This is a genomic window from Streptomyces sp. S.PB5, assembly GCF_030403745.1.
Taxonomy (GTDB): Bacteria; Actinomycetota; Actinomycetes; order Streptomycetales; family Streptomycetaceae; genus Streptomyces.
In genome coordinates, this window is sequence record NZ_JAQMWP010000003.1 from 359,443 (window position 1) to 384,592 (window position 25,150).

24 protein-coding genes and 1 pseudogene are annotated in these 25,150 nt (G+C 71.7%); 21 read left to right on the forward strand and 4 right to left on the reverse strand.

Going from position 1 to position 25,150, the window contains the following annotated elements; translation table 11 throughout:
- Nucleotides 1-6: 6 nt before the first annotated feature.
- From PH203_RS10460 to PH203_RS10475, 4 genes are all read left to right on the forward strand, one after another.
- Nucleotides 7-957, forward strand: coding sequence for a VWA domain-containing protein (locus tag PH203_RS10460; RefSeq protein WP_289918957.1), 951 nt, complete (start codon nt 7-9; stop codon nt 955-957).
- A gap of 154 nt (nt 958-1,111) precedes the next feature.
- Nucleotides 1,112-2,167 (forward strand): trypsin-like peptidase domain-containing protein, encoded by a 1,056-nt coding sequence (locus PH203_RS10465; RefSeq protein ID WP_289918958.1) that lies wholly within the window; start codon nt 1,112-1,114, stop codon nt 2,165-2,167.
- Between the two features lie 27 nt (nt 2,168-2,194).
- Nucleotides 2,195-2,863: a response regulator transcription factor gene (locus PH203_RS10470; protein WP_289918960.1), complete on the forward strand. Its 669-nt coding sequence runs from the start codon at nt 2,195-2,197 to the stop codon at nt 2,861-2,863.
- Entirely contained in the window at nt 2,860-4,104 is a 1,245-nt protein-coding gene (locus PH203_RS10475; RefSeq protein WP_289918962.1) for a HAMP domain-containing sensor histidine kinase, read from the forward strand. Before PH203_RS10470 ends, PH203_RS10475 begins: the two co-directional genes overlap by 4 nt.
- Before the next feature lie 5 nt (nt 4,105-4,109).
- On the opposite strand, the gene PH203_RS10480 is transcribed toward PH203_RS10475, so the two are convergent.
- Entirely contained in the window at nt 4,110-4,784 is a 675-nt protein-coding gene (locus tag PH203_RS10480) for a lysophospholipid acyltransferase family protein (RefSeq protein WP_289919448.1), read from the reverse strand.
- 351 nt (nt 4,785-5,135) lie between these two features.
- Between PH203_RS10480 and PH203_RS10485 the strand changes: the two genes are divergently transcribed.
- The 3 genes from PH203_RS10485 (at nt 5,136) to PH203_RS10495 (ending at nt 7,424) form a co-directional block, all read left to right on the forward strand.
- Nucleotides 5,136-6,299 carry a glycerophosphodiester phosphodiesterase gene (locus PH203_RS10485; RefSeq protein ID WP_289918963.1) on the forward strand — a complete coding sequence of 388 codons (1,164 nt, stop codon included), beginning with the start codon at nt 5,136-5,138 and terminating at the stop codon, nt 6,297-6,299.
- Nucleotides 6,300-6,373: 74 nt separating this feature from the next.
- The gene (locus tag PH203_RS10490) at nt 6,374-6,880 is read left to right on the forward strand and encodes a sigma-70 family RNA polymerase sigma factor (protein ID WP_289918964.1); all 507 of its coding nucleotides are present in this window, start codon (nt 6,374-6,376) and stop codon (nt 6,878-6,880) included.
- A 46-nt stretch (nt 6,881-6,926) separates the two neighbouring features.
- On the forward strand, nt 6,927-7,424 hold the full coding sequence (locus PH203_RS10495; RefSeq protein ID WP_289918966.1) for a GNAT family N-acetyltransferase: 498 nt from the start codon (nt 6,927-6,929) through the stop codon (nt 7,422-7,424).
- Here PH203_RS10495 and PH203_RS10500 read toward each other — a convergent pair.
- Nucleotides 7,414-7,857, reverse strand: coding sequence for a hypothetical protein (locus PH203_RS10500; RefSeq protein ID WP_289918968.1), 444 nt, complete (start codon nt 7,855-7,857; stop codon nt 7,414-7,416). The two genes, PH203_RS10495 and PH203_RS10500, sit on opposite strands and share 11 nt — an antisense overlap.
- Nucleotides 7,838-8,197, reverse strand: a complete 360-nt coding sequence (locus PH203_RS10505; RefSeq protein WP_289918970.1) for a hypothetical protein — start codon at nt 8,195-8,197, stop codon at nt 7,838-7,840. Before PH203_RS10505 ends, PH203_RS10500 begins: the two co-directional genes overlap by 20 nt.
- A gap of 69 nt (nt 8,198-8,266) precedes the next feature.
- Here PH203_RS10505 and PH203_RS10510 point away from each other — a divergent pair, with 69 nt between their 5' ends.
- From PH203_RS10510 to PH203_RS10565, 12 genes and pseudogenes are all read left to right on the forward strand, one after another.
- Nucleotides 8,267-8,917 carry an HAD family hydrolase gene (locus PH203_RS10510; RefSeq protein ID WP_289918972.1) on the forward strand — a complete coding sequence of 217 codons (651 nt, stop codon included), beginning with the start codon at nt 8,267-8,269 and terminating at the stop codon, nt 8,915-8,917.
- Between the two features lie 363 nt (nt 8,918-9,280).
- On the forward strand, nt 9,281-10,321 hold the full coding sequence (locus PH203_RS10515) for an ATP-binding cassette domain-containing protein (RefSeq protein WP_289918974.1): 1,041 nt from the start codon (nt 9,281-9,283) through the stop codon (nt 10,319-10,321).
- Complete coding sequence (locus tag PH203_RS10520) at nt 10,318-11,043, forward strand: methionine ABC transporter permease (protein ID WP_289918976.1); 726 nt, start codon at nt 10,318-10,320, stop codon at nt 11,041-11,043. The genes PH203_RS10515 and PH203_RS10520 overlap by 4 nt, the downstream gene beginning before the upstream one ends.
- A 69-nt stretch (nt 11,044-11,112) precedes the next feature.
- Nucleotides 11,113-11,946: a MetQ/NlpA family ABC transporter substrate-binding protein gene (locus PH203_RS10525; RefSeq protein ID WP_289918979.1), complete on the forward strand. Its 834-nt coding sequence runs from the start codon at nt 11,113-11,115 to the stop codon at nt 11,944-11,946.
- A gap of 30 nt (nt 11,947-11,976) precedes the next feature.
- Complete coding sequence (locus PH203_RS10530) at nt 11,977-12,099, forward strand: hypothetical protein (protein WP_289918982.1); 123 nt, start codon at nt 11,977-11,979, stop codon at nt 12,097-12,099.
- A gap of 359 nt (nt 12,100-12,458) precedes the next feature.
- A pseudogene (locus PH203_RS10535) lies at nt 12,459-12,681 on the forward strand (MetQ/NlpA family ABC transporter substrate-binding protein); the annotation flags it as partial.
- Nucleotides 12,682-12,855: 174 nt separating this feature from the next.
- Complete coding sequence (locus PH203_RS10540; protein ID WP_289918984.1) at nt 12,856-13,494, forward strand: GNAT family N-acetyltransferase; 639 nt, start codon at nt 12,856-12,858, stop codon at nt 13,492-13,494.
- Between the two features lie 106 nt (nt 13,495-13,600).
- Nucleotides 13,601-14,812, forward strand: coding sequence for a precorrin-6y C5,15-methyltransferase (decarboxylating) subunit CbiE (cbiE, locus tag PH203_RS10545; protein WP_289918986.1), 1,212 nt, complete (start codon nt 13,601-13,603; stop codon nt 14,810-14,812).
- Between the two features lie 366 nt (nt 14,813-15,178).
- On the forward strand, nt 15,179-19,663 hold the full coding sequence (gene cobT, locus PH203_RS10550) for a nicotinate-nucleotide--dimethylbenzimidazole phosphoribosyltransferase (protein ID WP_289918989.1): 4,485 nt from the start codon (nt 15,179-15,181) through the stop codon (nt 19,661-19,663).
- A gap of 622 nt (nt 19,664-20,285) precedes the next feature.
- Nucleotides 20,286-21,518: a uroporphyrinogen-III C-methyltransferase gene (gene cobA / locus PH203_RS10555; protein WP_289918991.1), complete on the forward strand. Its 1,233-nt coding sequence runs from the start codon at nt 20,286-20,288 to the stop codon at nt 21,516-21,518.
- Nucleotides 21,519-21,583: 65 nt separating this feature from the next.
- The gene (locus PH203_RS10560) at nt 21,584-22,402 is read left to right on the forward strand and encodes an RNA methyltransferase (RefSeq protein WP_289918993.1); all 819 of its coding nucleotides are present in this window, start codon (nt 21,584-21,586) and stop codon (nt 22,400-22,402) included.
- Nucleotides 22,402-22,806 (forward strand): NUDIX domain-containing protein, encoded by a 405-nt coding sequence (locus PH203_RS10565; RefSeq protein WP_289918995.1) that lies wholly within the window; start codon nt 22,402-22,404, stop codon nt 22,804-22,806. The genes PH203_RS10560 and PH203_RS10565 overlap by 1 nt, the downstream gene beginning before the upstream one ends.
- Nucleotides 22,807-22,818: 12 nt before the next feature.
- On the opposite strand, the gene PH203_RS10570 is transcribed toward PH203_RS10565, so the two are convergent.
- Nucleotides 22,819-24,234 (reverse strand): serine/threonine protein kinase, encoded by a 1,416-nt coding sequence (locus PH203_RS10570; RefSeq protein ID WP_289919449.1) that lies wholly within the window; start codon nt 24,232-24,234, stop codon nt 22,819-22,821.
- 196 nt (nt 24,235-24,430) lie between these two features.
- Here PH203_RS10570 and PH203_RS10575 point away from each other — a divergent pair, with 196 nt between their 5' ends.
- Both PH203_RS10575 and PH203_RS10580 read left to right on the forward strand, forming a co-directional pair.
- A complete protein-coding gene (locus PH203_RS10575; RefSeq protein ID WP_289918998.1) occupies nt 24,431-24,706 on the forward strand; it encodes a hypothetical protein in 276 nt (91 codons plus the stop codon).
- A gap of 196 nt (nt 24,707-24,902) precedes the next feature.
- A complete protein-coding gene (locus PH203_RS10580) occupies nt 24,903-25,100 on the forward strand; it encodes a hypothetical protein (protein WP_289919000.1) in 198 nt (65 codons plus the stop codon).
- Nucleotides 25,101-25,150: the final 50 nt, after the last annotated feature.

A 25,150-nucleotide genomic window follows, 5' to 3' on the forward strand; every position in this document is an offset into this window, starting at 1 on the left:
GGGATCATGGGTCTGCGTTCACCGGGCTGGCTGCTGCTCCTGGTGCCGCTCGCCGCACTGATCGGCGCGTATCTGCTGACACAGCGCCGACGCAACCGGTACGCCGTCCGCTTCACCAATCTCGATCTGCTCGACAAGGTCGCACCCACGAGGCCGGGTTGGCGCCGGCACGTCCCGGCGGGGGCCTTCTGCGCCACCATCGCCCTGCTGGTCGTGGGCTTCGCCCGTCCGACGGCGGACGTACAGGTGCCGCGGGAACGGGCCACGATCGTCGTCGCGTTCGACACCTCCGGCTCCATGGAGGCCACGGACGTCGAACCCACGCGCTTCGAGGCGGCCCAGCGCGCCGCCCTCACCTTCGTCGACCGGCTGCCCGCGCGCTTCAACACCGGGCTGGTCACGTTCAGCGGCAACGCCACGGTCGCGGTGCCGCCGACCACCGACCGCGCCCTGCTCCGCTCGGCGATCCGACAGCTCACCGCCGGCCAGGGCACCGCGATCGGCGACGCCGTCATCGCCGCCCGCGACGCGATCCGCGCGCTGGACGAACAGGCCGAGACCGAACCGCCCCCGGCCCACATCGTCCTTCTGTCCGACGGCTCCAACACCGTGGGCCGCTCGGTCGAGTCGGCAGCGGCGGAGGCGGCCGCCGAGGAGATCCCGGTCTCGACGATCGCCTACGGCACCGAGGACGGGGTCATCGAGTTCCCCGACGGCCGGGTCCTCCAGGTCCCCGTCGACGGCCCCGCGCTGGAACGCCTCGCCGCCGTCACGGGCGGTGACTACCACGAGGCCGCCACCGGCGAGGAGCTCCAGGCCGTCTACGACGACATCGGCAGCTCCGTGGGCCACCGCACCGAGCAGCGCGAGATCTGGCAGTGGTTCGTGGCCGCGGGCCTCGGTGCGGCACTGATCGCCGCGGCGACGTCCCTGCTGTGGTTCTCGAGGCTCCCATGACCACCCCCCACCCAGGGAGGAACCCGTGACCGACCCCACGCACCCCGGCCCTCCGACAGCTTCCGGCCCTCCGACGACCCCCGGCACCCCGACCCACCCACCGGGCCGAAGGGACCCAACAAGTCCGGGAGGGGCTGACGGCCGGGGGGAGCCGGTGGGCCTGGAGGAGCCGGTGGAGCCGCTGGGCCTGGGAGAGCCGGTGGGCCCGGAAGAGCCCAGCGGTCCCACCGCCCTGAACGCCGGCCCGCCCGGCCTCGGCACGCCGGCCCTCGGCCACGCCTTGCCCGACCCGGACACACCCCGCACCCCCACCGACGCCACCCCCGCCCCCGGCCCCGCGTCCACCCGCGGCCTGGGCACCCCCCGAGGCCCCGCCTTCCTCGCCGGCCGTCCCCCGACGCTCCCCGAGCGGACCGCACCCCCGACACCCACCCCGTCCCCCTCGCCGTACGACACCCCGAAACCCCCGTCACCCAAAGGCGCCCGCACCCCCCGTCCCCTCGCCACCGCCCTCCTGGCCGCCGTCCTCGCGGGCGGCGCCGCCGGATACGCGGCGGGTGCCCTCGGCGACGACGAACCCGCCACCCCGGCCGCCGCCGCCCGCGCCCCCGGTGACCTGGAAGCCGTCGCCGCGCGAGTCCTGCCCAGCGTCGTGTCCGTCGTCACCCCGAACGGCCAGGGTTCCGGATTCGTGCTCGACGCCCGCGGCCGGATCCTCACCAACGCCCATGTCGTGGACGGCAGTTCCACCGTCACCGTCGAGCTTCAGGACGGCCGCAGGCTCAACGCCGAGGTGATCGGCGACGACCCGGATCACGACGTGGCCGTACTCCAGCCGGAGACGGCACGTGGTCTGCGCCCGGCCCAGCTGGCCACTCCCGGCTCCCGGCCCGGCGTCGGAGACACCGTCCTCGCCATCGGCTCCCCGCTCGGCCTCAGCGGTACCGTCACCTCCGGCATCGTCAGCGCCCTGGACCGTGACGTGCGGCTGGGTGAGGGTGGTCGGCAGCAGCGTGCCGTGCAGACCGACGCCTCGATCAACCCGGGGAACTCGGGCGGGCCCCTCGTCGACGCCGACGGGCGGGTCATCGGCATCAACACGGCCATCGCGACGTTGGACCAGCAGCGGGGCGGCTCCATCGGCATCGGCTTCGCCATCCCCGTCGCCGACGCGGCGGCCGCGGCCCGGACCATCATCGACGGCGGCTGAACCGCCGGGAGGACCGAGGGGGCGGACATGAGACTGCTCGTGGTCGAGGACGAGGAGGACCTGGTCGTCGCGCTCAAGGTCGGTCTGGTCAGGGCCGGTTACGCCGTGGACGTCGCCCCGGACGTCGACAGCGCGACCGAGAAACTGGCCGTCAACGACTACGACCTGGTCCTGCTCGACCTCAACCTCCCCGACGGCGACGGCTTCTCGGTCTGCCGTGCCATCCGCGCCACCCCCGGCGGCCCCCGCATCCTCATGCTCACCGCCCGTGACCGCCTCGCAGACCGGGTCCGCGGCCTCGACGAGGGCGCCGACGACTACCTCGTCAAACCCTTCGCCCTCCCCGAACTCCTCGCCCGGATAAGGGCGTTGCTGCGTCGCGAGGACGGCGGCACCGCCATCGTCGAGGTCGGTGAACTCCGCCTGGACACCGCCCGCTTCGAGGCCTACCGGGGCGACCGCCGGCTCCCGCTCACGCCGAAGGAGTTCAGCGTCCTGCACTATCTGATGACCCGCCCGGGCCGCGTCGTACCGGCCGAGGAACTCCTCGAACACGTCTGGGACGAATACGCCGACCCGTTCACCAACACGGTGCGGGTCACGGTCGGTTCACTGCGCCGCAAGGTCACCGGCGAGCAGGAACCCCTCATCGAGACGGTGATCCGGCAGGGCTACCGCCTGAAGGACACGCCATGAAGCGGCCCTCCCTGAAGTGGCCCGCCCTGAAGGGGACTTCGTCGGACAGGTTCCGTCTCCCCGCCTTCACCCACACCATCCGCTTCCGCCTGACCGTCCTCTACTCCGGACTCCTGTTCATCCTCACCGCCCTTGTCCTGGGCGCCACCTACCTCGCGGTGGAACGCAGCGGCGAGGCCCACCCGGTCACCAAGCAGTTCCCGGTGAAGAAGTTCGTGAACGGCGAGGAGGTGGGCGAGTTCGACGCGGTCAAGGTCCACGAGGTCGAGGCCGCCGTGAACTACGAGACCCTCGCCAACCTCCGCCGCTTCTCCTTCGCCGTCCTCGGCGGCGTCGCCGTCACCAGCCTCGCCCTCGGCTGGATCCTCTCCGGCCGCGCCCTGCGCCCCGTGCGCTCCATCTCCCGCGCCGCAGCGGAGATCCAGGCCACCGACCTCTCCCGGCGCATCCGCCTGCAGGGCCCCAAGGACGAACTCCGCGACCTCGCCGACACCGTCGACTCCATGCTCGAACGCCTCGACGAGGCCTTCCGCGCCCAACGCCAGCTCATCGACGACGCCTCCCACGAACTGCGCAGCCCGCTCGCCATCATCCGCGCGAACGTCGACGCCGTACTGACGTCGGAGGACTCGGACGAGGAGGAGCGCCGTACGGCCGCCCGCAGCGTCGACCGGGCGACGACCCGGATGACCCGCCTGGTCGAAGACCTCCTCGCCACCGCCCGCCGCAACGCCCCCGCCCTCGCCGACGCCGACGTCGACCTCGCGGCAGCGGCGGCGGAGGCGTGCGAGGAGTTCGCCCCGCTGGCCCAGGAACGCGGCCTCACCCTCCACCGCCGTCTCACCACGGGCCTGACCGTCATCGGCGACCACGACGCCCTGCGCCGCGCGGTCGGCAACCTGCTCTCGAACGCCGTACGGCTGTCTCCACCGGGCACGCTGATCACGGTCGCGGCGGGCCGCACCGGCAGCTGGCTGTGGACGGCGGTACGTGACGAGGGTCCCGGCATCCTGCACGACGACCAGACGAGGGTCTTCGACCGGTTCTGGCGGGCCGACGGGGCGAGCGGCCGCGACCGGCACGCGGGTCTCGGCCTGGCGATCGTCAGACAGATCGTGGAGTCGCACGGAGGCCAGGTCCGGCTGTTCTCACAGGTGGGGGAGGGGGCGACCTTCGTCCTGTGGGTTCCCGCCCCCGGACACACCAACGGCGGGCCGCCCGATGAGCAGCCCGCCGTGTAGAGAAGTTACGCCGCTTCCTTGGCCTTGGTCGCGTACATGTCCACGTACTCCTGCCCGGACAGCCGCATGACCTCCGCCATCACGGAGTCCGTCACCGCGCGCAGCACATAGCGGTCCCGGTCCATCCCCTCGTACCGGGAGAACTCCATCGCCTCACCGAAGCGGACGGTGACCCGGGCGGGGCGCGGGAAGCCGGCGCCGCCGGGCTGGACCTTGTCCGTGCCGATGATGGCGAACGGCACGACCGGCGCCCCGGTCATCAGGGCCAGCCGGGCGATACCGGTGCGGCCGCGGTAGAGCCGGCCGTCGGGGGAGCGGGTGCCCTCGGGGTAGATGCTGAAGACCTTGCCCTCCTCCAGCACCCGGCGCCCGGTCATCAGCGCGGCGACCCCGCCCCGGCCGCCGTCCCGGTCGACCGGGATCATGCCGCAGCCCGTGAAGAACCAGGCCATCAGCCGGCCCTTGAGGCCCTTGCCGGTGACGTACTCGTCCTTGCCGATGAAGAAGACCTGGCGGTCGCAGAAGAGCGGCATGATCATCGAGTCGATGAACGTGAGGTGGTTCCCGGCGAGGATCACCGGACCGTCCCCCGGGATGTGCTCCGCGCCCTCCACCCGGGGGCGGAACATCAGGCGCATGATCGGTCCGAGCACTGCCTTGAGGAACGCGAAGCGGGACAACGGATCCTCCGGTGTCAAGTGAATCGGTATATGTCTGTGCAGGTGAGGACGATACTCGCGGTTCCCCGGGTCGTGCACATCGGGTTCACCGGGTTCACCGAGGTCTTACGAACTGTTGACGCTGGTTTACCTGCGGTGACGTGCGGTGTACCGCCCGTAACCCGTTGGCCATATGTGACGGACATCGCCTCCGCCGCTGACGACCCGTCACAGCGGACCTCCCGTGCGACGGCGGCAGTGATCTCGTACGACATCCAGCATCACCCGTGCGTTATGCCGGAGGTCTCCCGTCCGTCATGTACACGCACCTACGATCGGCCCGCACCGAAGGAGCCGACGCAGGAGGCGCTCATGGGAACGCAGGACTCGGACGAGCAGACGGGCGGGACCGGCCGGCGGGCACTTCTCGGCGCCGCGGTACTCGGCGCGAGCGGAGCCGTGCTCGGTCTGCCGGGTACGGCGAGAGCCGGCGGGACACGGCATGGTGGAGGCGTGAAGAGCCTGCCCGTGCCGACGATCATCGGCCACCGGGGCGCCAGCGGCTACCGGCCGGAGCACACGCTCGGCGCGTACCAGCTCGCCCTCGACCTCGGCGCCCACATCGTCGAGGCCGGAGACCTGGTGCCCACCAAGGACGGTCACATCGTCTGCCGTCACGAACCGGAGATCGGCGGGACGACGGATGTCGCCGACCACCCCGAGTTCGCCGGCCGCCGGACCACCAAGCTGCTGGACGGCGTCTCCGTCACCGGCTGGTTCACCGAGGACTTCACGCTCGCCGAGCTGAAGACCCTGCGCGCGATCGAGCGCATCCCGGCCAACCGCCCGCACAACACCCTCTACGACGGCCGCTGGGAGATCCCCACCTTCGAAGAGGTCCTGAAGTGGCAGGACGAGCAGACCCGCAAGCGCGGCAAGCAGGTCTGGATCTACCCCGAGACCAAGCACCCCACCTACTTCCGCAAGCTGGGCCTGGGCCTTGAGGAGCGGGTCGCCAAGCTGCTGCGCAAGTACGGCAAGGACAAGCGGAACTCGCCGGTCATCCTGCAGTCCTTCGAGCCGACCAGCATCCAGCGCCTCAACACGCTGGTCGACAACCCGCTGGTGGTCCTGCTCTCCTCGGCGGCCAGCCGCCCCTGGGACTTCGTCGAGACGGGCGACCCGCGCACGGTCGCCGACCTGATCACCCCCAAAGGCCTCAGGGAGATCGCCGGCTACGCCCAGGGCATCGGCCCGACCCTCGACCTGGTCATCCCGAAGGACGCGAGCGGCAACCTCACCACGCCGACCACCCTCGTCGCCGACGCGCACAAGGTGGGCCTGATCCTCCACCCGTACACCATGCGCAACGAGAACCCGTTCCTCCCCGCGAACTTCCGCAAGGGCACGGACGCCGACGGGTACGGCGATGTCTTCGGCGCCTACCGGGCGTACTTCGCCACCGGCATCGACGGCGTCTTCACCGACAACCCGGACACCGGCCTGCTGGCCCGCGAGGACTTCGTCAACGGCTGAGCGCCCGGCCCCGGTTGGGGTGACAAACGGCCGTCCGGGCAACCCGCCGCCCGGACGGCCGCGTCGTCAGGCATATGTCCCACGACCTGGTCACCACCCTGCGCCCCCTGCTCACCGCCGAAGCCTCCGCCGAGGCACATGCCACCGGTACGGAACCCGGCGACCTGGAACAGGCGGTCTGGCTCCGCCTCCTCGAACGCCTCGACACCGACGGCCCCCCGGCCGACCCGCAGAGCTGGCTCCGCAGCGCGGTCCGCTCCGAGGCCCGCCGCACCCGCCGTACGACCATGCTCGAACAGCCGTACGAGACCGAGCCGGCGGACGACACCGACCGCACCCCGGAACACCTCGCCCTCGCGGCGGCCCGGGGCCGCGCCCTGCGGGATGCCGTACGCCGGCTGCCGGGCCGCTGCCCCAGTCTCATGGAGGCGCTGCTCTCCCCGAGGGACCTCACCTATCGGGAAATCGCGGGGAAGTTGGGTATCTCACAGGGCAGTCTCGGCCCGGAACGTTCCAGATGCCTGGGTTGTCTCCGTCGTTTGCTCACACCGGAGGTTGCGGCCCGCGGAGGGCGGGGATAGGAGTGAGGGACGAAACGGCGATCAGGTGAGCGGGAGGCGTGCGCACATGGGCATGAGCGTGACCATCTCTGCGGCGACCGAGCAGGACGCGGAGCAGATCTTCAGGCTGCAGTACCTGTGCTTCCAGAGCGAGGCTGCGCTGTACGGCAACTACCGCATCGATCCGCTCGTCCAGACCCTGGACTCGGTCCGTGAGGAGGTCGCCGGGGACTGCGTCTTCGTGGCGCGGCTCGGCGAAGAGGTCGTCGGCTCGGTCCGCGGCCATGTCACCGAGGACGGCTCGGCCGCCATCGGCAAGCTCTGCGTCCACCCGCGCCTCCAGGGCCACGGCATCGGGGCGCGGCTGCTGCGCGCGGCGGAAGCGGCGCTGGCCGGCGAGCGCGGCGCCACCAGGTTCCGCCTCTTCACCGGCCACCGCAGCGAGGGCAACCTCAGCCTCTACCGCAAGGTGGGCTACGAGGCGGTGGGCACGTCGAAGGGCGCGGACGGCGTACCGATGATCGTCCTGGAGAAGGCTGCGGGGACGTACGCCGCTACGGCGTAGCGGTACGGGCTTTCCGCAGCCAGTAGATGGCCGACAGTGGCAGCAGCACGGGGATGAACACATACCCCATGCCGAAGTCGGACCAGACGGTCGCGTCCGGGAACGCCGACGGATCCGCCAGCGTCCAGGTCCCCACCGTCAGCACGCCCACCAGCTCGGCGGCGCAGCACACCAGCGCCGCCTTGCGGGCGGTCTCCCCGCCGCGCACGAGGGTGTACGTGATGAAGCCGTACACCACGCCGGCGAGGGCGGAGAGCGAGTAGGCCAGCGGCGCCCGGTCGAACTCGGTGGCGATCTGATAGACGGACCGCGACACGGCGCCGACGACCATGACCCCGTAGAGCCACACGAGCAGCGTCCCGGGGCCGCTGATCAGCCGGTTCCTGCCCGCCTTCTCCTCGTCCACGGCCACCTCAGCCTCCCCAGATGTCATAGAGCCGCACTTCCAGCACCGCCAGCACCACTCCGCCCGCGGCCACGGTCACCGAGCCCCACTTCGTCCGCTCGGCGAGCGACATGAACCCGGCGGCGGGCACACAGGCGAACGCCCCCAGCAGATACGCCACGAAGATGGTCGTCCCCTGCTCCGGCTCCTCGCCCCGCGCCAGCTGCACGATCCCGACGACGAGCTGCACCAGGGCCAGTGCTGTGACGACACCCATCCCGATGAAGTGCCAGTCCTTGGTCGGCTGATCACGATAGGCCGCCCACCCGCACCAGGCGGCGAGCAACAGCGCGGCGACACCGGTCACCAGCGTCAGGGCATCAAGCATGGGGCGACCCTATTACGGGCCAAAAGGCCTGATGCGGCCGACCCCGCGCCGAGCCGTAGGGTCTGGACCATGACGATCCACGCGCAGGCCCTGCTCTTCGACAACGACGGCACTCTGGTCTCCTCCCTCGCCTCTGTGGACCGCTGCTGGCGGCAGTGGGCCGGGGAGTACGGGATCACGGCGGAGGAGTTCGGGCGGGTGGAGCTGCACGGTCGTACCGCTGCCGAGATAGCCGCCGAACTGCTGCCCTCCGAGGTCGTGGCGGAGGCGGTCGCGCGGATCGAGAGGCTGGAGGTCGAGGACGTGCCCGACGGAGGCGTACAGCTGCTGCCGGGGACGAAGGCGTTCCTCGGCTCCCTGCCCGCCGACCGCTGGGCCGTCGTCACCTCCGCCACCCGGCGGCTCGCCGAGGCCCGGCTCGACGCCGTCGGCATCCTGCCCAAGACCCTCGTCGCCGCCGAGGACGTGACCCGCGGCAAGCCCGACCCCGAGCCGTATCTGCTCGCCGCCCGCGCGCTCGGCGTCGACCCCGCGCACTGTGTCGTCTTCGAGGACGCCCCGGCCGGGCTCAGGGCCGGCCGGGCCGCCGGGATGACCACCGTGGCATTGGCCACAACCCACCGGGCCCATGAGCTGGACGCCGATCTCGTCGTGGGCAACCTGTCGGCCTTGTCGGCGCTGGTCACCGACGGGGGAGTGGAGATCTCCGTCCGCCCCTGAACCCTGTCCGCCGCTGTCCACATCCTGGACAGCGGCGGCTTGTCAGGACCATACGTCTGCTTTACTGATTCCATGACCACGACGAGCAGCCGCACCCTTGCGACCGAGGCGACCATGACGCCCGGTGCTCGCTGTATGTGTCGAATGTGCGCCTTCTAGAGGGCCCCCGCACCACCCCGAGCTCGCGCCCCGAAGCGAGACGCAGTGGCATGTCCGTGCGCTGATTGCCGTACGTGACGCCGCCCCGCGCACATGTTCTCCCCCGGCTCCTGTGCCACCGCACGAGAACCGTGCCGCGTTCCCGACCGAATGCACCCGCCAGGGCACACCCACGCCCTGCACCCGACAGTGACGGAAATCCACGTGATCACCACCACGGGCCTGACCAAGGTCTACCGCTCGCGCGGCCGTGAGGTCACCGCCTTGGACGGCGTCGATCTCCACGTCCGCGAAGGCGAGGTCTACGGCGTCATCGGCCAGTCCGGCGCCGGCAAGTCCTCCCTCATCCGCTGTGTCAACCTGCTGGAGAAGCCCACCGCCGGCACGGTCACCGTCGCCGGCCAGGACCTCACCGCCCTCGCCGGACGCGGACCGCGGGCCGGCAAGGAACTGCGCCGCGCCCGCAGCCGTATCGGCATGGTCTTCCAGCACTTCAACCTGCTCTCCTCCCGGACCGTCCAGGACAACATCGAGCTGCCCCTCGAAATCCTCGGCAAGTCCGGCAAGGAGCGCTCCCGCAAGGCCCTCGAACTCCTCGACCTCGTCGGCCTCTCCGACAAGGCCAAGGCCTACCCCGCCCAGCTCTCCGGCGGTCAGAAGCAGCGCGTCGGCATCGCCCGCGCCCTGGCCGGCGACCCCAAGGTCCTGCTCTCCGACGAGGCCACCAGCGCCCTCGACCCGGAGACCACCGGCTCGATCCTCCAGTTGCTGCGCGACCTTAACCGCGAGCTCGGCCTGACCGTCCTTCTCATCACCCACGAGATGGACGTCGTGAAGTCGATCTGCGACTCCGCCGCCCTCATGGAGAACGGCCGCATCGTCGAGTCCGGCACCGTCAGCGAACTCCTCGCCACCCCCGGCTCCGAGCTCGCCACCGCCCTCTTCCCGGTCGGCGGCGAGGCCACGGGCGACGACCGCACGGTCATCGACGTCACCTTCCACGGCGAGGCCGCGACCCAGCCGGTCATCTCCCAGCTCTCCCGCACCTACAACATCGACATCTCGATCCTCGGCGCCGCCATCGACACCGTGGGCGGCCTCCAGGTCGGCCGGATGCGCATCGAACTGCCGGGCCGCTACGAGGACAACGTCGTGCCCGTCGGGTTCCTGCGCGAACAGGGCCTGCAGATCGACGTCGTGGGCCAGGAGCCCGTCTCCGTGCTGGTGAAGGAAGGTGCCAAGTGACCTGGTCCGAGATGCAGCCCCTGCTGGAGCAGGCGTGTTGGGACACCCTCTACATGGTCGGCTGGTCCACCGTCATCGCCGTCGTCGGCGGCCTCCCGCTCGGTGTCCTCCTCGTCCTCACCGACCGCGGCGGACTGCTCCAGAACGTTTTCGCGAACAAGGTCATCGGCCAGGTCGTGAACGTCGCCCGCTCGATGCCGTTCATCATCCTGATGGTCGCGCTGATGGGCTTCACCCGGTCCATCACCGGCACCACCATCGGCCGCGAGGCCGCGATCGTGCCGCTCGCCATCGGCGCCATCCCGTTCTTCGCGCGTCTGGTCGAGACGGCTGTCCGCGAAGTGGACGGCGGGCTCGTCGAGGCCGTGCAGTCGATGGGCGGCAACACCTGGACGATCGTCCGCAAGGTCCTCGTACCGGAATCCCTGCCCTCGCTGATCGCCAGCACCACGACCACGATCGTCGCGCTCATCGGCTACTCCGCGATGGCCGGCACGGTCGGCGCCGGCGGTCTCGGCGACATCGCCATCCGCTACGGCTACCAGCGCTTCGAGACCGAGCTCATGTGGATCACCGTGGCGATCCTCGCGGTCGTCATCTCGCTGATCCAGTTCGCCGGCGACCACGCGGCCCGCTCCCTGTACAGCCGGGGCGGACGCGGCGGCCCGGCGCCGAAGCTGCGGCTGCTGAAGGCCGCGACGGCCGACACCAAGACCGTCTGACCCCACCCCCGAAAACGTCCCCGCACACCCTCCGCGGGGTCGCTCTGCCCAAAAGGAAAGGCACTTTTCGTGCGTAACACCGCAAAGCTCACCACCGCAGTCCTCGCCGTCGGCGCCCTCACCTTCGGGCTCACCGCCTGCGGCTCGGAGAACGACTCCGCGGGTTCCTCCGACACCAGCGGCCCGCTGGTCGTCGCCGCGAGCCCCGTCCCGCACGCCGAGATCCTCACCTACGTCAAGGACAACCTGGCGAAGAAGGCGGGCCTCGACCTGGAGGTCAAGGAGTTCACCGACTACGTCACGCCGAACACGGCGACGGAGGACGGCTCGGTCGACGCCAACTACTTCCAGAACCAGCCGTACCTCGACGACTTCAACAAGAAGAACGGCACCCACATCGTGCCCGTCGTCACGGTCCACCTGGAGCCGCTCGGCCTCTACTCGAACTCGGTGAAGAGCGCCGACGCCCTCAAGAGCGGTGCGACGATCGCCGTCCCGAACGACAGCGTCAACGAGGCCCGTGCCCTCAAGCTGCTCGACGCAGGCGGGATCATCACGCTCAAGGACGGCGTGGGCAACGACGCGACCCCGGCCGACATCGCGAAGAACCCGAAGAACCTCAAGTTCAAGGAGCTGGAGGCGGCCCAGACCCCGCGCTCCCTGGACGACGTCGACGCGGCGGTCATCAACGGCAACTACGCCATCGAGGCCGACCTCTCGCCCGCGAAGGACGCCCTCGTCCTGGAGTCCGCCAAGGACAACCCGTACGGCAACTTCCTCGCGGTGAAGGACGGCAACGAGGACGACCCGCGCGTGAAGAAGCTCGCGCAGCTTCTCACCTCCGACGAGGTCAAGAAGTTCATCGAGGACAAGTACGACGGCTCCGTCATCCCGTCGTTCTGAGCGCACCGATCGACAGGGGGACCGACACGCATGCGCAAGCTCCTCATACCCGCGGCCGCGGCGGCCCTGGCCTTCGGCGCCACCGCCGTCCCGGCCGGCGAGGTCCTGACGTACATCAAGGACAACCTCGCCGAGAAGGCCGACTTGGGCTGAAGATCAGGGAGTCCACGGATACGGCGTGCGTAACGCAGCATGCCGGTGCGGTTACCGCACCGGTCGCGAGCCCTTGAAGGCACGAACCGGGCACCCCGGGGACACGGTTGCAGTTGGCGCTGACCGGTCTGGTGTCACGTGGCCTCTAGGGGCACGTCCGTGGGGCCCAGTCAACGGTCCCGCGCTGTACGGTCCGCCAGGGCCGCACGGCGGATGCGATCCGTGGCCGTCCTGTCGTCGGGGGTAGCCGGAAGCGCGAATCGATGGGCGAGCGGCACCGGTTGCCGCGGCCCCGGCCGAGAAGTTGACGGACTACGCCCTGCCCAGCCGAGGCAGGTGCGGCTGTGGCCCCGCGTCCTCATGCCAACTACGCCCAGGACGCGGGCTACAGCTCCGCGAAGGACGCGATCGTCCCGGAGCCGGCGAAGGACAACCCCTACGCCAACCTCCTGGCCGTCAAGAAGGGCGACGAGGACGACCCCCCGGGGCGAGAAGCTCGCGAAGCTCCTCGTCTCGTCCGAGGTGAAGAAGTTCATCGAGGACGAGTACCAGGGCAGCGTCCTGCCGGTCACCTCCGGCTGACGGCGCGTATACCGCGTATCGCCACGCGTTTACCGCGTATCGCCACGCACAGGGTCCACTCGCTCACCCCGGGTGGACCCTGTAGTGCGGTTCAGTGCTTTCATGCTGCATGCTGGGCAGTTCAGCAGGAGTTCAGCGGTACTTGAAGGTTTTCCGAAGGTTACGGAGCGGCGCATGACTAGCACCTTCCCCAACATCTCCATCAGCACGGAGCGGTTGGTGCTGCGTCCCTTCGAGGAGTCCGACATCGAGTCGCTCACCGAGATGATGAACGACGAACAGGTCGTCGCCTGGACGTCCGTGCCGCACCCCTACACCGAGGCCGACGGCCGCGCCTGGATCACCGAACTCGCCCCCGCCGAACGGGCCGAGGGCCGCGGCATCGTCTTCGCCGTCACCGAGTTCCTGACCCAGCGGCTCGTCGGCATCGTCCACCTCAGGAACACCGACTGGAAGGTCCGCGCCAGCGAGATCGCCTACGTCATAGCCCCGTGGGCGCGCGGCGAGGGCTACGCCTCCGAGGCGGCCTTCGTCACGGCCCGCTGGCTGTTCCAGGACCAGAAGTTCGAGCGCCTCGAACTGCGCACGGCCGCCGACAACACCGCCTCCCAGCAGGTCGCCCAGAAGATCGGCTGTATCAGCGAGGGCGTCCTGCGGGGCGCCTGGATAGCCCGCGCCCGGACCGAGGCGGGCGGCTGGACCGACGTACGCACCGACATCATCGTCTGGAGCCTGCTCCCCGAGGACCTCACCGGCGTCGACGACCAGTTGACCGGTTCCGACGGGTTCACCTCGTTCGGCGACTGGAACTGAACCAGGGGGCGGCCGAGGTACCGCTGCCGCGTTCGCCGGGTCGACCAGGTACCCTCACGGAGCCCGCCCCTGACGACCTGCGCGAACCCCCTGGAGACTGACGACGATGGCCGACCGGGTGACGGTGATCGGCTGGGACGGCTCGCCGCTGACCGCCGCGGCACGCTCCGCCCTCGGTGCCGCCACACTCGTGGCGGGCGCCGCCCACCATCTGGCGCTGCCCGAGGTACCCACCGGCGCCGAACGCATCCGCCTCGGCAGCGTCTCGCTCGCCGCCCGCCGGATCGCCGGCCATCGCGGCACGGCGGTGGTGCTCGCCGACGGCGATCCCGGCTTCTTCGGAGTGGTACGCACCCTGCGCGACCCCGAGTTCGGCCTGGAGGTCGAGGTCGTCCCCGCCGTCTCCTCGGTCGCCGCCGCCTTCGCCCGCGCCGGCATGCCCTGGGACGACGCCCAAGTGGTCGTCGCACACCGTCGCACCCTGCGACGCGCGGTGAATGTGTGCCGCGCCCACACCAAGGTGGCCGTCCTCACCTCACCCGGCGCGGGCCCCGCCGAACTCGGCCTCCTGATGGAGGGCGTCCACCGCACCTTCGTCATCTGCGAGGAACTCGGCACCGAGCGCGAACAGGTCACGATCCTCACCTCCGACAAGGCCGCCGACCACATCTGGCGCGACCCGAACGTCGTCATCGTCATCGGCGGACCGGTGACCGCAGGCGAGGGCGGCGGCTGGATCTCCGGCCGCGAACCCGCCGCCGGGCCCCGCGGCTGGGCCCTGCCCGCCGAGACCTACGACGGCCCGCTGGGCGAAGGTGAGACGGATCTGCTCCGGGCGGCCCAACTCGCCCGCCTGGGCCCCCGGATCGGCGACCTCGTGTGGGACATCGGCAGCGGCAGCGGCGCCTTCGCCGTCGAGGCCGCCCGGGCGGGCGCCGCCGTCATCGCCGTGGACCGGGACCTCATCGCCTGCGGCCGCGCCGACGCCGCCGCCCGCCGCTTCGGCGTCCAGCTCCAGATCGTCCGCGGCACCGCCCCGCACGTCCTGGAGAACCTCCCCGAACCGGACGTCGTCCGGGTCGGCGGCGGGGGAGCGGCCGTCGTCTCCGCGGTCGCCGACCGCCGCCCGCAGGGCATCGTCGCCCACGCCATGACGCGCGACGAGGCCGAACTCATCGGCCGCGACCTGACCGAACACGGCTACCGCGTCGAGTGCGCCCTCATCCAGTCCGTCGAACTCGACACACGGGCCTGGACGGAGACGGAGCGGAGCGTAGCGTTCCTGCTCAGCGGGGTTCTGCCGGACCGCTCAACGTGACCCCATTTGTTGATCCCGTGATCCTGTTGTCGTACTGCGCGCGGTAGGCTGGCCGACTGTTGTACCGCACCGGTGGACCGGCCTTTCGTTCGTCAATGTCCGGAAAGCGCGCCCGTTTTGGGGTGGGTGTGGTACGGCAGAACCGGAGGACGCGCAACGTGGCGCAGTCCACAGCGGACCGACGCGGATCAAGCTGTCGCGACGGGGGAACGGCCGGGACAATGCCAGTTAATGGCTTTGTCGTCTTTCTCGGCGGGCCGTTCGTGCCGCTGGGCACGCACGCTCGTTCTTCACTGCGGGGGCGGTCGGTGCGCCGTCTCCGGTGAGCTGGCCGTAGAAGCACTAACCGATGGGCGAGGGGTACGCATGACCGACACCGGCCAGATCCCGGGCGAGGGACTGCCGGAGAACGCAGGCATGGTGGAACAGCCGGGCGTTCCCGCGCACGGTGCGTACACCTACCTCTCCGAGACCACCGCCGAGGACGAAGACCTCCTGCTGCTGCCCGGCGCCCAGGGCGCATGGGGCAACGAGGTCGCCCCGCCCGCACCCGAGCCGGTCGTCGAGGCCGTCCACGAGCCCGGACCGCACGAGACCGCCGGCCGCGACAGCGGCTCGCACGACCTCAGCGCCGTCCGCCCGTCCCAGCCGCAGCGCGTGGCCCCGTCGGTGCCGATTCCTCCGGTGACGCCCCGCCGGCCCCTGCACCTCGGCCCGCCCACCCCCGACGCCTCCGCGAGCCCGGTCCGCTCCCTCGCCGACCGCGGCCCCGCGGGCGCGCCCGTCCGCCAGTCGGGCCCGCCGACGGTCGGCCCCGAATACCTCGACGTCCCGCAGCAGCTGCGGGAGATGTCCCCCCAGGGCGCCACGCCGTGGACCGCCCCCGCGTCGGTCGGCGCGGCGGCCCCGACTGCCGAAACGGTTGTCCCGGTGCCGGAACAGGCCCCGCAGCCGGTCGACGCGGCCCAGGCCGCGGTGGCCCGTCTGGTGACGGACGCGGTCACCGAGACCGCCGCACCGCAGCCCCAGGAGGCGGTGTACGCCGGACAGGCCGCGGTGAGCGCGGACGGCGTTCCGGGTGCGGGTGCGGGTGCGGCGTACGACGCGAACGGCCAGGTGCCGGTCGCCGGGAGTGCGCCGGAGGCCGGGGGAGAGCCGGAGGCTGGGCAGGTTCCCGGCTCCGGAGTGGCTCCGATGGTCGGGGTCCCGGACGGCGGGGGTATCCCCGGAGTCGGGGAGGTTCCGGCGGACGGTGGGATTCCAGTGGCTGCGGTTCCTGGTCCTGAGGGTCTCCCCGGCGATGCGAACGTGCTGGGGTCCGAAGGCGTCCCCGGAGCCGTGCATGTCCCTGGGGCCGACGGCGCCCCGGCAGGTGCGGGCGTCTCAGTGTCCGAAGGCGCCCCGGGTGACGCGAGTGCACCGGAGTTCGCGCTGCCCCAGGAGACCGAGGCCGCGTATGTGCCCGACGCGAGCGGCATCCCGGTCGCCGCGCAGGAGCCGGACGGCGGCCTGGTCCCGGCGGACGTGAACGCACCGGCGCCGGCGGCCGGAGAGGTTCCGGACGCCGGTGACGGTTCGGCAGTTCTGCCCGCCCCGGAAGGCGGGGAAGCTCCCGCTGCCGGCCCGCTCGGCGACGCCGGGCAGACGCCTGGTCACGTGTCCGACGGTGAGGCAGGGTTGTCCGCCGGCGCGCTGCCGGGCACCGACGCGGAACAGGCGGCGGTTCCCGTAGCCGGCGTCGATGCAGGCCAGGCGGCGGACGGACTTCCGCTTGCCGATGCGGCGCCCGGCCCCGACACACCTCAGGCCACCGACCTCGCGCCCGGCCTCGACACACTCCAGGCCACCGCTGCGGCACCCGGTGCCGAGGCAGGACAGAACCCCGGCGTCGCCTCGCCCGCAGAGGCCACGCAGATTCCGGGGACCGTGGAAGCCGGCACCGACCAGGCTCCGAGCCCCGAGGCGGTCGGCACCGACCAGGTCCCGGGCGCCGTGGAGGTGGTCGGCGGCGACCAGATCCCCGGGCTTGTGGAAGCCGACGCCACTGACCAGGTTCCGGGCCCCGAGGCCGTCGCCCCCGATCAGATCGCGAGCCCCGAGGCGACCGGCGCCGACCAGGCCGTCGGCGCCCTTGACGTCGTAGACGCCGGACAGACCCCCGGCATCGCAAACGTGGCCGATGGCACCCCGCTTCCGGAAGCCGCGCCGGTTCCCGAGGCGCCGCTCGCGCCGGAGGCCGCCGAGCCGCAGGCGGTCGCGGTACCGGAGGCTCCCGCCCCCGAGGCCGACCAGGTCACCGAGCCCGCCGCCGTGGCCGTCACCGACGCCACCGACCCCCAGGTCGTACCGGCACCCGAGTTCCAGGCCCCCGGCACCGAGCTCGACCAGGCCGCGACGCCCGCCGCCGTCGTAACCGAAGAAGCCGCACCCAACCCCGCGCAGCTCGTAGACGCAGCCGTCCCCGCAGCCCACCCCGGGCAGGCCCCGGACGCGGCCGCCCCCGCACCCTCACCCGCCGACCCCACTGCGCTCACGCCCGACTCGGCCCCCGAAACCGCGCCGCCCGCCCCGGAGATCCTCGAAGCCGTGCCGCCGTTCCCCGAGTCCGCCGACGCGGAGCAGCCGCAGCCGCCTCACCTCGCGGACGCCGAGGGCACTGCCGTCGTACAGCCGGAGGCGTCCGCCCCCGCTGCCATCGCCGAGCGGTCGGCGCAGCCGGAGGGCACGCCCGTGGACCCGACTCAGGAGCAGACCGAGCAGCCGGCCCTCGTGGACGCGGCCGCCGCCCCCGACGCCACGGCCCAGCCCCTCGTCGCCGAACCCGCGGGCCCCCAGGTCCTGTTCGTCGACCAGGACCGGCCGGGCGCGGAGGCCACCGCCGTGCCGCAGCCCCTGGGACAGTTCGTCCCGGTGGAGGGCACGGTCCCGACGACCCCGCACCTCGCCCCGACCCCGCCCCAGCCGCTGGTCCTCCCGGCGCAGGAGCAGCCCGCCGTCCCGGGCCCTCGCGACGGCGACGGCGACCCCGAACTCGTACAGCACGCCGACGACCTGGACACCCGGGCCGCGGATCAGGAAGAGAGCACGGCCCCCGTGGAAGAAGTACGTCAGTCCACCGGCCCGGCCGCGCCCGCCTACGACGACGCCGAGCGCGAGGCCGTTCTCAAGGTCATGCGCGAACGCCGGGACATCCGCAACGGCTTCCGCAGCGACCCCATCCCGCACGAGGTGCTGCTCCGCGTCCTGGAGGCGGCCCACACCGCGCCCTCCGTGGGCCACTCCCAGCCGTGGGACTTCGTCGTCATCCGTTCCGCCGACACCCGGCGCACGATGCACGAACTGGCCATGCGCCAGCGTGACGCGTACGCGAAGTCCCTCCCCAAGGGCCGGGCGAAGCAGTTCAAGGAACTGAAGATCGAGGCCATCCTCGACACCCCGGTGAACATCGTCGTCACCGCCGACCCGACCCGCGGCGGCCGCCACACCCTCGGCCGGCACACCCAGCCGCAGATGGCCCCGTACTCCTCCGCGCTCGCCGTCGAGAACCTCTGGCTCGCCGCCCGCGCCGAGGGCCTCGGCGTCGGCTGGGTCAGCTTCTTCGACGAGCGTGAGATGGTCCGCGCGCTGGGCCTCCCCGAGCACCTCGAAGTCGTCGCCTACCTCTGCGTCGGCTACGTCGATGAGTTCCCGGACGAGCCCGAGCTGCTGCAGGCCGGCTGGTCCAAGCGCCGCCCGCTGTCGTGGGTCGTCCACGAGGAGACGTACGGCCGTCGCGCGCTGCCCGGTGAGGAGCCGCACGACCTGCTCGCCGAGACCGTCGCCCAGATCCGCCCGCTGGACGCCAAGGCGCTCGGCGAGGCCTGGGAACGCCAGAAGCGCATGACCAAGCCGGCCGGTGCCCTCGGCATGCTGGAGATCATCTCCGCCCAGCTGTCGGGCCTGTCCCGGCAGTGCCCGCCGCCGATCCCGGAGCCCGCGGCGGTCGCCATCTTCGCGGGCGACCACGGCGTCCACGCCCAGGGCGTCACCCCCTGGCCCCAGGAGGTGACGGCCCAGATGGTCGCCAACTTCCTCGGCGGCGGAGCGGTCTGCAACGCGTTCGCGGGCCAGGTGGGCGCGGAGGTCTGTGTGGTGGACGTCGGCGTCGCCGCCGACCTTCCGGCCACCCCCGGCCTCCTGCCCCGCAAGGTCCGCGCGGGCACGTCCGACATGACGACCGGCCCCGCGATGACCCGCGAGGAGGCCCAGCAGGCCATCGAGGTCGGCATCGAGACGGCCCGCGACCTGGTGGCGGCGGGCAACAAGGCCCTGCTGACGGGCGAGATGGGCATCGCGAACACGACCGCCTCGGCAGCCCTGATCTCGGTCTTCACGGACACGGACCCGGCCGAGGTGACGGGCCGGGGCACCGGCATCAACGACGAGACCCTCGCCCGCAAGACCGAGGTCGTCCGCCGCGCCATCGAGGTCCACCAGCCCGACCCGGCGGACCCCATCGGCGTACTGGCCGCGATCGGCGGCTTCGAGCACGCGGCGATGGTCGGCCTCCTGCTGGGCGGTGCCTCCTTGCGCACCCCGGTGATCCTGGACGGCGTCAGCGCCGGCGCCGCAGCCCTGGTCGCCCGCGCCATCGCCCCCGAGGTCCTGGCCGCCTGCATCGCAGGCCACCGCAGCGCGGAACCCGGCCACGTAGCCGCCCTGAACAAGCTAGGCCTGCGCCCCTTGGTCGACCTCGACCTCCGCCTGGGCGAGGGCACGGGCGCCCTGCTCGCCCTCCCGCTCGTCCAGAGCACGGCCCGGGCGATGCACGAGGTGGCGACGTTCGACTCCGCGGGTGTAACTGAGAAGTAGGGCACAAAGAGGTGCCCAGCACGGCGACCCGGCCACGCGGCGCGTCTCCGTCCGCCCAACACTCTCTGGGTCTGCGGGTCCGGCGTCGGCAGGTCCATGGGTCTGCGGGTCCGACATCTCCGGATCCCTGGGTCTGCGGATCTGTCGTGCGCGGGTCCCGGGCCCGAGGGGCCGACGTTCGTGAGTCCCTGAGACCGGGGGTGTGGTCCGGGGGGTCGCCGTCCGCGGGTCCTTGGGTCTGGGGATCTGTCGTCCGTGGGGCTGTGGCCCGGGGCCCGTCGCGCGCGGGTCCCTGGGGCCTGGGTCCGTCACCCGCGGGTCCTTGGGGCTGCGGATCTGTCGTCGGCGAGTCCCTGGGCTCGAGGGCCCGTCGTCCACACGTCCACGGGGCCGCAGGTCCACGGGTCCACAGGGCCAACGTCCGTGGGTCCACGTCCGCAGGTCCGCCACCGGCAGGTCCGTGGGCAGTCGTTCCGCAGGGCGGAACGGGTGGGCACGGACCCACGCACCAGCACCCGGCACGCCCTGCCCAGCCACCGGACACCGAAGCCGCCCCACCCAGCCGCCCAGTAAAATCCGCACGTCAGGGCCCCCGCCAAGCCCCCAGAGGAGCCGCACCCTCATGGCCGAAAACCCCGCCTACCCCGTAGGCCTCCGCCTCACCGGCCGCAAGGTCGTCGTCCTCGGCGGCGGCCAGGTTGCCCAGCGCCGCCTCCCGGCCCTGATCGCAGCGGGCGCGGACGTCCTCCTCGTATCGCCGGAGGCGACGCCCTCGGTCGAGGCGATGGCGGACGCGGGCGAGATCACCTGGCAGCGGCGGCCGTACGCCGACGGCGACCTCGCCGACGCCTGGTACGCCCTGATCGCCACCAGCGACCACGACGCCAACACCGCGGCCTCCACCGAAGCGGAGCGGTACCGCGTGTGGTGCGTCCGCTCCGACGACGCCGACCAGGCGACCGCCTGGACCCCGGCCACCGGCCACAGCGAGGGCGTCACCGTCGCCGTACTCACCACGAACGCCAAGGGCCGTGACCCCCGCCACACCGCGGCCATCCGCGACGCGGTCGTCGAGGGCCTCCGCGACGGCACCCTCGTCGCCCCCCACCACCGCACCCGCACCCCCGGCGTCGCCCTCGTCGGCGGCGGCCCCGGCGACCCGGACCTCATCACGGTCCGCGGCCGCCGTCTCCTCGCCGAGGCCGACGTCGTCATCGCCGACCGCCTCGGCCCCCGCGACCTCCTCGCCGAACTCCCGCCGCACGTCGAGGTGATCGACGCGGCGAAGATCCCGTACGGCCGTTTCATGGCCCAGGAGGCCATCAACAACGCGCTCATCGAACATGCCAAGCAGGGCAAGTCCGTCGTACGGCTCAAGGGCGGCGACCCCTACGTCTTCGGCCGCGGCATGGAGGAACTGCACGCCCTCGCCGAGGCCGGCATCCCCTGCACCGTCGTGCCCGGTATCTCCAGCTCGATCTCGGTCCCGGGCGCGGCCGGCATCCCGGTCACCCACCGCGGTGTCGCACACGAGTTCACGGTGGTCAGCGGCCATGTCGCCCCTGACGACGAGCGCTCGCTGGTCGACTGGCCCTCACTCGCCAAGCTCACCGGCACCCTCGTCATCCTGATGGGCGTCGACAAGATCGGAAAGATCGCCGAGACCCTCGTCGCGCACGGCAAGTCCCCTGACACCCCCGTCGCCCTGGTCCAGGAGGGCACGACGGCAGCGCAGCGCCGCGTCGACGCGACGCTGGAGACGGTCGCCGAAGTCGTCCAGGCCCAGGAGGTCAAGCCGCCGGCGGTCATCGTCATCGGCGCGGTGGTGAACGTAGGCCCGGAGACCCCTCAGTAACCCCGGGTAACACCAACTCGTACCCAGCCGTTGGCACCGCACCCAGAGCAAGGCAGTATCACCCTGTGGCCGATCTCATCACCGTCGAGAACCCCGACGACCCGCGCCTGCGCGACTACACAGGCCTGACCGACGTCGAACTGCGCCGCAAGCGCGAACCCGCCGAGGGCCTGTTCATCGCCGAGGGCGAGAAGGTCATCAGAAGGGCCAAGGACGCAGGCTACGAGATGCGTTCGATGCTGCTGTCCGCCAAGTGGGTCGACGTCATGCGTGACGTCATCGACGAACTCCCGGCCCCGGTCTACGCCGTCAGCCCGGAGCTCGCCGAACAGGTCACCGGCTACCACGTGCACCGCGGAGCCCTCGCCTCGATGCAGCGCAAGCCGCTCCCGACGGCCACCGACCTCCTCCAGACCGCCCGCCGCGTGGTGGTCATGGAGTCGGTCAACGACCACACCAACATCGGCGCGATCTTCCGCTCGGCGGCCGCGCTCGGCATGGACGCGGTCCTGCTCTCCCCGGACTGCGCCGACCCCCTGTACCGCCGCAGCGTCAAGGTCTCGATGGGCGCGGTGTTCTCCGTCCCCTACGCCCGCCTCGACACCTGGCCCAAGAGCCTGGAGTCGGTTCGCGAGGCGGGCTTCACCCTCCTCGCCCTGACCCCCGACGAGAAGGCCAAGACCCTCGACGAGGCCGCCCCCCACCGGATGGACCGGGTCGCGCTGATGCTCGGTGCGGAGGGCGACGGCCTCTCCACCCAGGCCCTGGTCGCCGCCGACGAATGGGTCCGCATCCCGATGGCCCACGGCGTCGACTCCCTGAACGTCGGCGCGGCCGCCGCGGTCGCCTTCTACGCGGTGGCCACGGGCCGCCCCGAACTCTGATGCCGACTCTGACGCCCCAGGGCGAGGCGATCGTCGCGGTCCTGCTGAGGGACGACCGACTGCTCGTCATCCGCCGCGGCCCCACCATCTCCCGCCCCGGCTACTGGCAACCCCTCAGCGGCCGCATCGAACCGGGGGAGACCCAACGGGAGGCACTGCTCCGCGAGGTCCGCGAAGAGGTCGGACTCACCGTCGAACCCCTGGCGAAGGTCTGGCAGTCGGAGACCGACGACGGCCGCTTCCGCCTCCACTGGTGGACCGCCCGCGCCGAGACCGGCGAAGTGATCCCCGACCCGGTGGAAGTCGCCGAGGCCCGCTGGATCACCCCGGAGGAGTTCCCGGCCCTCACCCCGATCTTCGAGGGCGACCTGGAATTCTTCGACCAGATCCTGCCGACACTCTGACCTTACGACGTCCTAGTCGGAGGACGTCTCGTGGGTCACGGACGTCTCGAACGCCGACTCCAACCGCTGATCCATCAGCTGCCGCTCGTCCAACGACGGCACATGCTCCTGCTGATGACGTACGACATCACGGTCCCCGTCGAGCCCCCGGGCCGGCCCCTGGCATCCCTGAGCCGCGGCGATACCGAGCGCGACCAGCAGCGTCACCACCACGAACACGAACAGCCGCTGCCGCAGCAGCCGCGGATTGGCCGGCCGCCGCCCCGTCCCCGTGGTCCTCGGTCCCTGACGCCCGGTACCGCTGCGCGGCGCCGGACGGTTGCCGGAGCGCGTGGTGTTCCGCGCGGCGGGCGTGGGCCGAACCCCGTTCCGGGGGGAGGCCGTGCCACCACTCCGGGACGGCGTGCCGTTCCGCGGCGGTACGGACCCGCGCGGGGCCGACCCGCGGGGCGGGGGAGTGCGCTGGGTGGCGCCGGGCGCCTGCCCCTGCGGACGCCGCTGGGTGCGCTGCTGCTCCGGATAGCTCGGTTCGGCGAGCCGTCCGGTGGGCCGGTCGCTCTCACCCGCACGAGGCGCGGGCGGCCGTACATCGGCAAGCCCCTGTGCCTCCCGGGCGGCGATCTCCTTGAGCCGCAGGGACAGTTGGAGCGTGCTGGGCCGCTCCTCCGGGTCCTTGGCGAGACAGGCCCGCACGAGCGGAGCCAAGGCGTCCGGCACCCCGCCGAGCTGCGCCTCCTCGTGCACCACGCGGTACAGCATCACCTCGGAACTGCCGTGCCCGAAGGGCGAGTCCCCCATGGAGGCGTACGCCAGAGTCGCCCCCAGCGAGAACACGTCCGTGGCCGGGGTGACGGCGGCGCCGCGTACCTGCTCGGGCGCGAGGAACCCGGGCGACCCGACAGCCGTACCGACATGCGTGAGCGTCGAGGCCCCGGTGGCCCAGGCGATGCCGAAGTCGATGATCCGCGGCCCCTTGGGCGACAGCAGGATGTTGGACGGCTTGAGATCCCGGTGCACGACCCCCGCCTCGTGCACGGCGACGAGCCCCTCGGACAGGGCGGCCCCGATGGCGGCGACCTCGGCAGCGCCCAGCGACCCCTCGTCGGCGACCTTGTCGTGCAGGGAGGGCCCGGGCACGTACTGCGTGGCGAACCACGGCCGTTCCGCGTCGAGGTCGGCGGCGACGAGCCGTGCCGTGCACCCACCCCTGATCCGCCGGGCCGCCGAGACCTCACGCGCGAACCGCGAACGGAACTCCTGGTCCTCGGCCAGATCGGGCCGGATCACCTTCAGCGCGACCCGCTGCCCCTTCTTGTCGGAGCCCAGGTAGACGACGCCCATCCCACCCGCGCCGAGCCGTCTGTGAAGCCTGAACGAGCCGACGACGCGCGGGTCCTCGCGCCTCAGGCGCATCATCGCCATGTTCATCCCCGCTGCCCGGTCCGTGTGACGAGCCACAGCTTACGTTTCCCCGGCCGCCCGCGCGCAGAGGCCGCGCCCTCTCGTCCCGATGGATTGTCAGTGCCGGGTGGGAGAATTGAGGGGTGGTCAGGGAGCGCGGAAGCAGGGCGCGTTCGCTCTGCAGGCGATCTCAACCACCCGTCGCAGAAGGGGGATTGAACCCGTGAAGGGTGATCGCGTGGAGATAGTCGTGGACGCAGGGGACACGACGCGCACATACGAGGTGGTGGCGAGCAGGGCGGGCCGCCGGGTGGAGACAGCGGTACGCCGAGGTGTCGTGGAAGTGAGCGAAGTCACCCGGAGCGGCTCGGTGGTCCGCACCGCCCGCTTCATGGCGACCCGAGTCCTGGCACTGGTCGAGCAGCCGGTGCCCCGCGAGGACGGCTCGGAGAAAGCGGGACAGTCCGGGCACCCCCTCCGGGAAGACCCGGAGACCTAGGACCTCGTCTCCACCCAGGGGAGTACTCCGCAGGTCATGGCTCATCCTCCGGGAGGCCAGCCAATCGGTACGAGGGCATGACGTGCGGTGGGCGCCGGACGCCTAGATTTGAGGTCAAGCGGCGGGTGCAGCACTCGTCCCCCGAGGTCAGACACCCGCCGCTGCCAACGACACCGAAACGGTCAGGAGAGGGACCATGGCCCACACGGCACCGCGGACACTGATCCGCACCCAGGAACGCAAGCCGTTCCGCCCCCGCCGTCAGGGCCGCCGCCACCCCTTGGTGGCGACACTCATGGCCCTTCCCCTGGCGGCCCTGCTCCTCCTCGTCTTCGACGGCTGGGAGACAGTGGCCACACAGGCGTCGTCCGTGGGCGTGATGCTGGGGCGCTGAGCGGCGACCCCAGGCCCGGAAGAGCGGTCCGGGCGGGGACATCCACCCAT

Bases quoted from the DNA above. Each gene is read 5' to 3' on its own strand.
- cobA (WP_289918991.1), top strand. From the start codon at position 20,286: ATGGCCGAAAACCCCGCCTACCCCGTAGGCCTCCGCCTCACCGGCCGC.
- PH203_RS10490 (WP_289918964.1), top strand. From the start codon at position 6,374: ATGTCCCACGACCTGGTCACCACCCTGCGCCCCCTGCTCACCGCCGAA.
- PH203_RS10565 (WP_289918995.1), top strand. From the start codon at position 22,402: ATGCCGACTCTGACGCCCCAGGGCGAGGCGATCGTCGCGGTCCTGCTG.
- PH203_RS10470 (WP_289918960.1), top strand. From the start codon at position 2,195: ATGAGACTGCTCGTGGTCGAGGACGAGGAGGACCTGGTCGTCGCGCTC.
- PH203_RS10580 (WP_289919000.1), top strand. From the start codon at position 24,903: ATGGCCCACACGGCACCGCGGACACTGATCCGCACCCAGGAACGCAAG.
- PH203_RS10475 (WP_289918962.1), top strand. From the start codon at position 2,860: ATGAAGCGGCCCTCCCTGAAGTGGCCCGCCCTGAAGGGGACTTCGTCG.
- cobT (WP_289918989.1), top strand. From the start codon at position 15,179: ATGACCGACACCGGCCAGATCCCGGGCGAGGGACTGCCGGAGAACGCA.
- PH203_RS10540 (WP_289918984.1), top strand. From the start codon at position 12,856: ATGACTAGCACCTTCCCCAACATCTCCATCAGCACGGAGCGGTTGGTG.
- PH203_RS10530 (WP_289918982.1), top strand. From the start codon at position 11,977: ATGCGCAAGCTCCTCATACCCGCGGCCGCGGCGGCCCTGGCCTTCGGC.
- PH203_RS10505 (WP_289918970.1), bottom strand. From the start codon at position 8,197: ATGCTTGATGCCCTGACGCTGGTGACCGGTGTCGCCGCGCTGTTGCTC.
- PH203_RS10460 (WP_289918957.1), top strand. From the start codon at position 7: ATGGGTCTGCGTTCACCGGGCTGGCTGCTGCTCCTGGTGCCGCTCGCC.
- PH203_RS10495 (WP_289918966.1), top strand. From the start codon at position 6,927: ATGGGCATGAGCGTGACCATCTCTGCGGCGACCGAGCAGGACGCGGAG.
- PH203_RS10500 (WP_289918968.1), bottom strand. From the start codon at position 7,857: ATGACATCTGGGGAGGCTGAGGTGGCCGTGGACGAGGAGAAGGCGGGC.
- PH203_RS10510 (WP_289918972.1), top strand. From the start codon at position 8,267: ATGACGATCCACGCGCAGGCCCTGCTCTTCGACAACGACGGCACTCTG.
- PH203_RS10570 (WP_289919449.1), bottom strand. From the start codon at position 24,234: ATGAACATGGCGATGATGCGCCTGAGGCGCGAGGACCCGCGCGTCGTC.
- cbiE (WP_289918986.1), top strand. From the start codon at position 13,601: ATGGCCGACCGGGTGACGGTGATCGGCTGGGACGGCTCGCCGCTGACC.
- PH203_RS10485 (WP_289918963.1), top strand. From the start codon at position 5,136: ATGGGAACGCAGGACTCGGACGAGCAGACGGGCGGGACCGGCCGGCGG.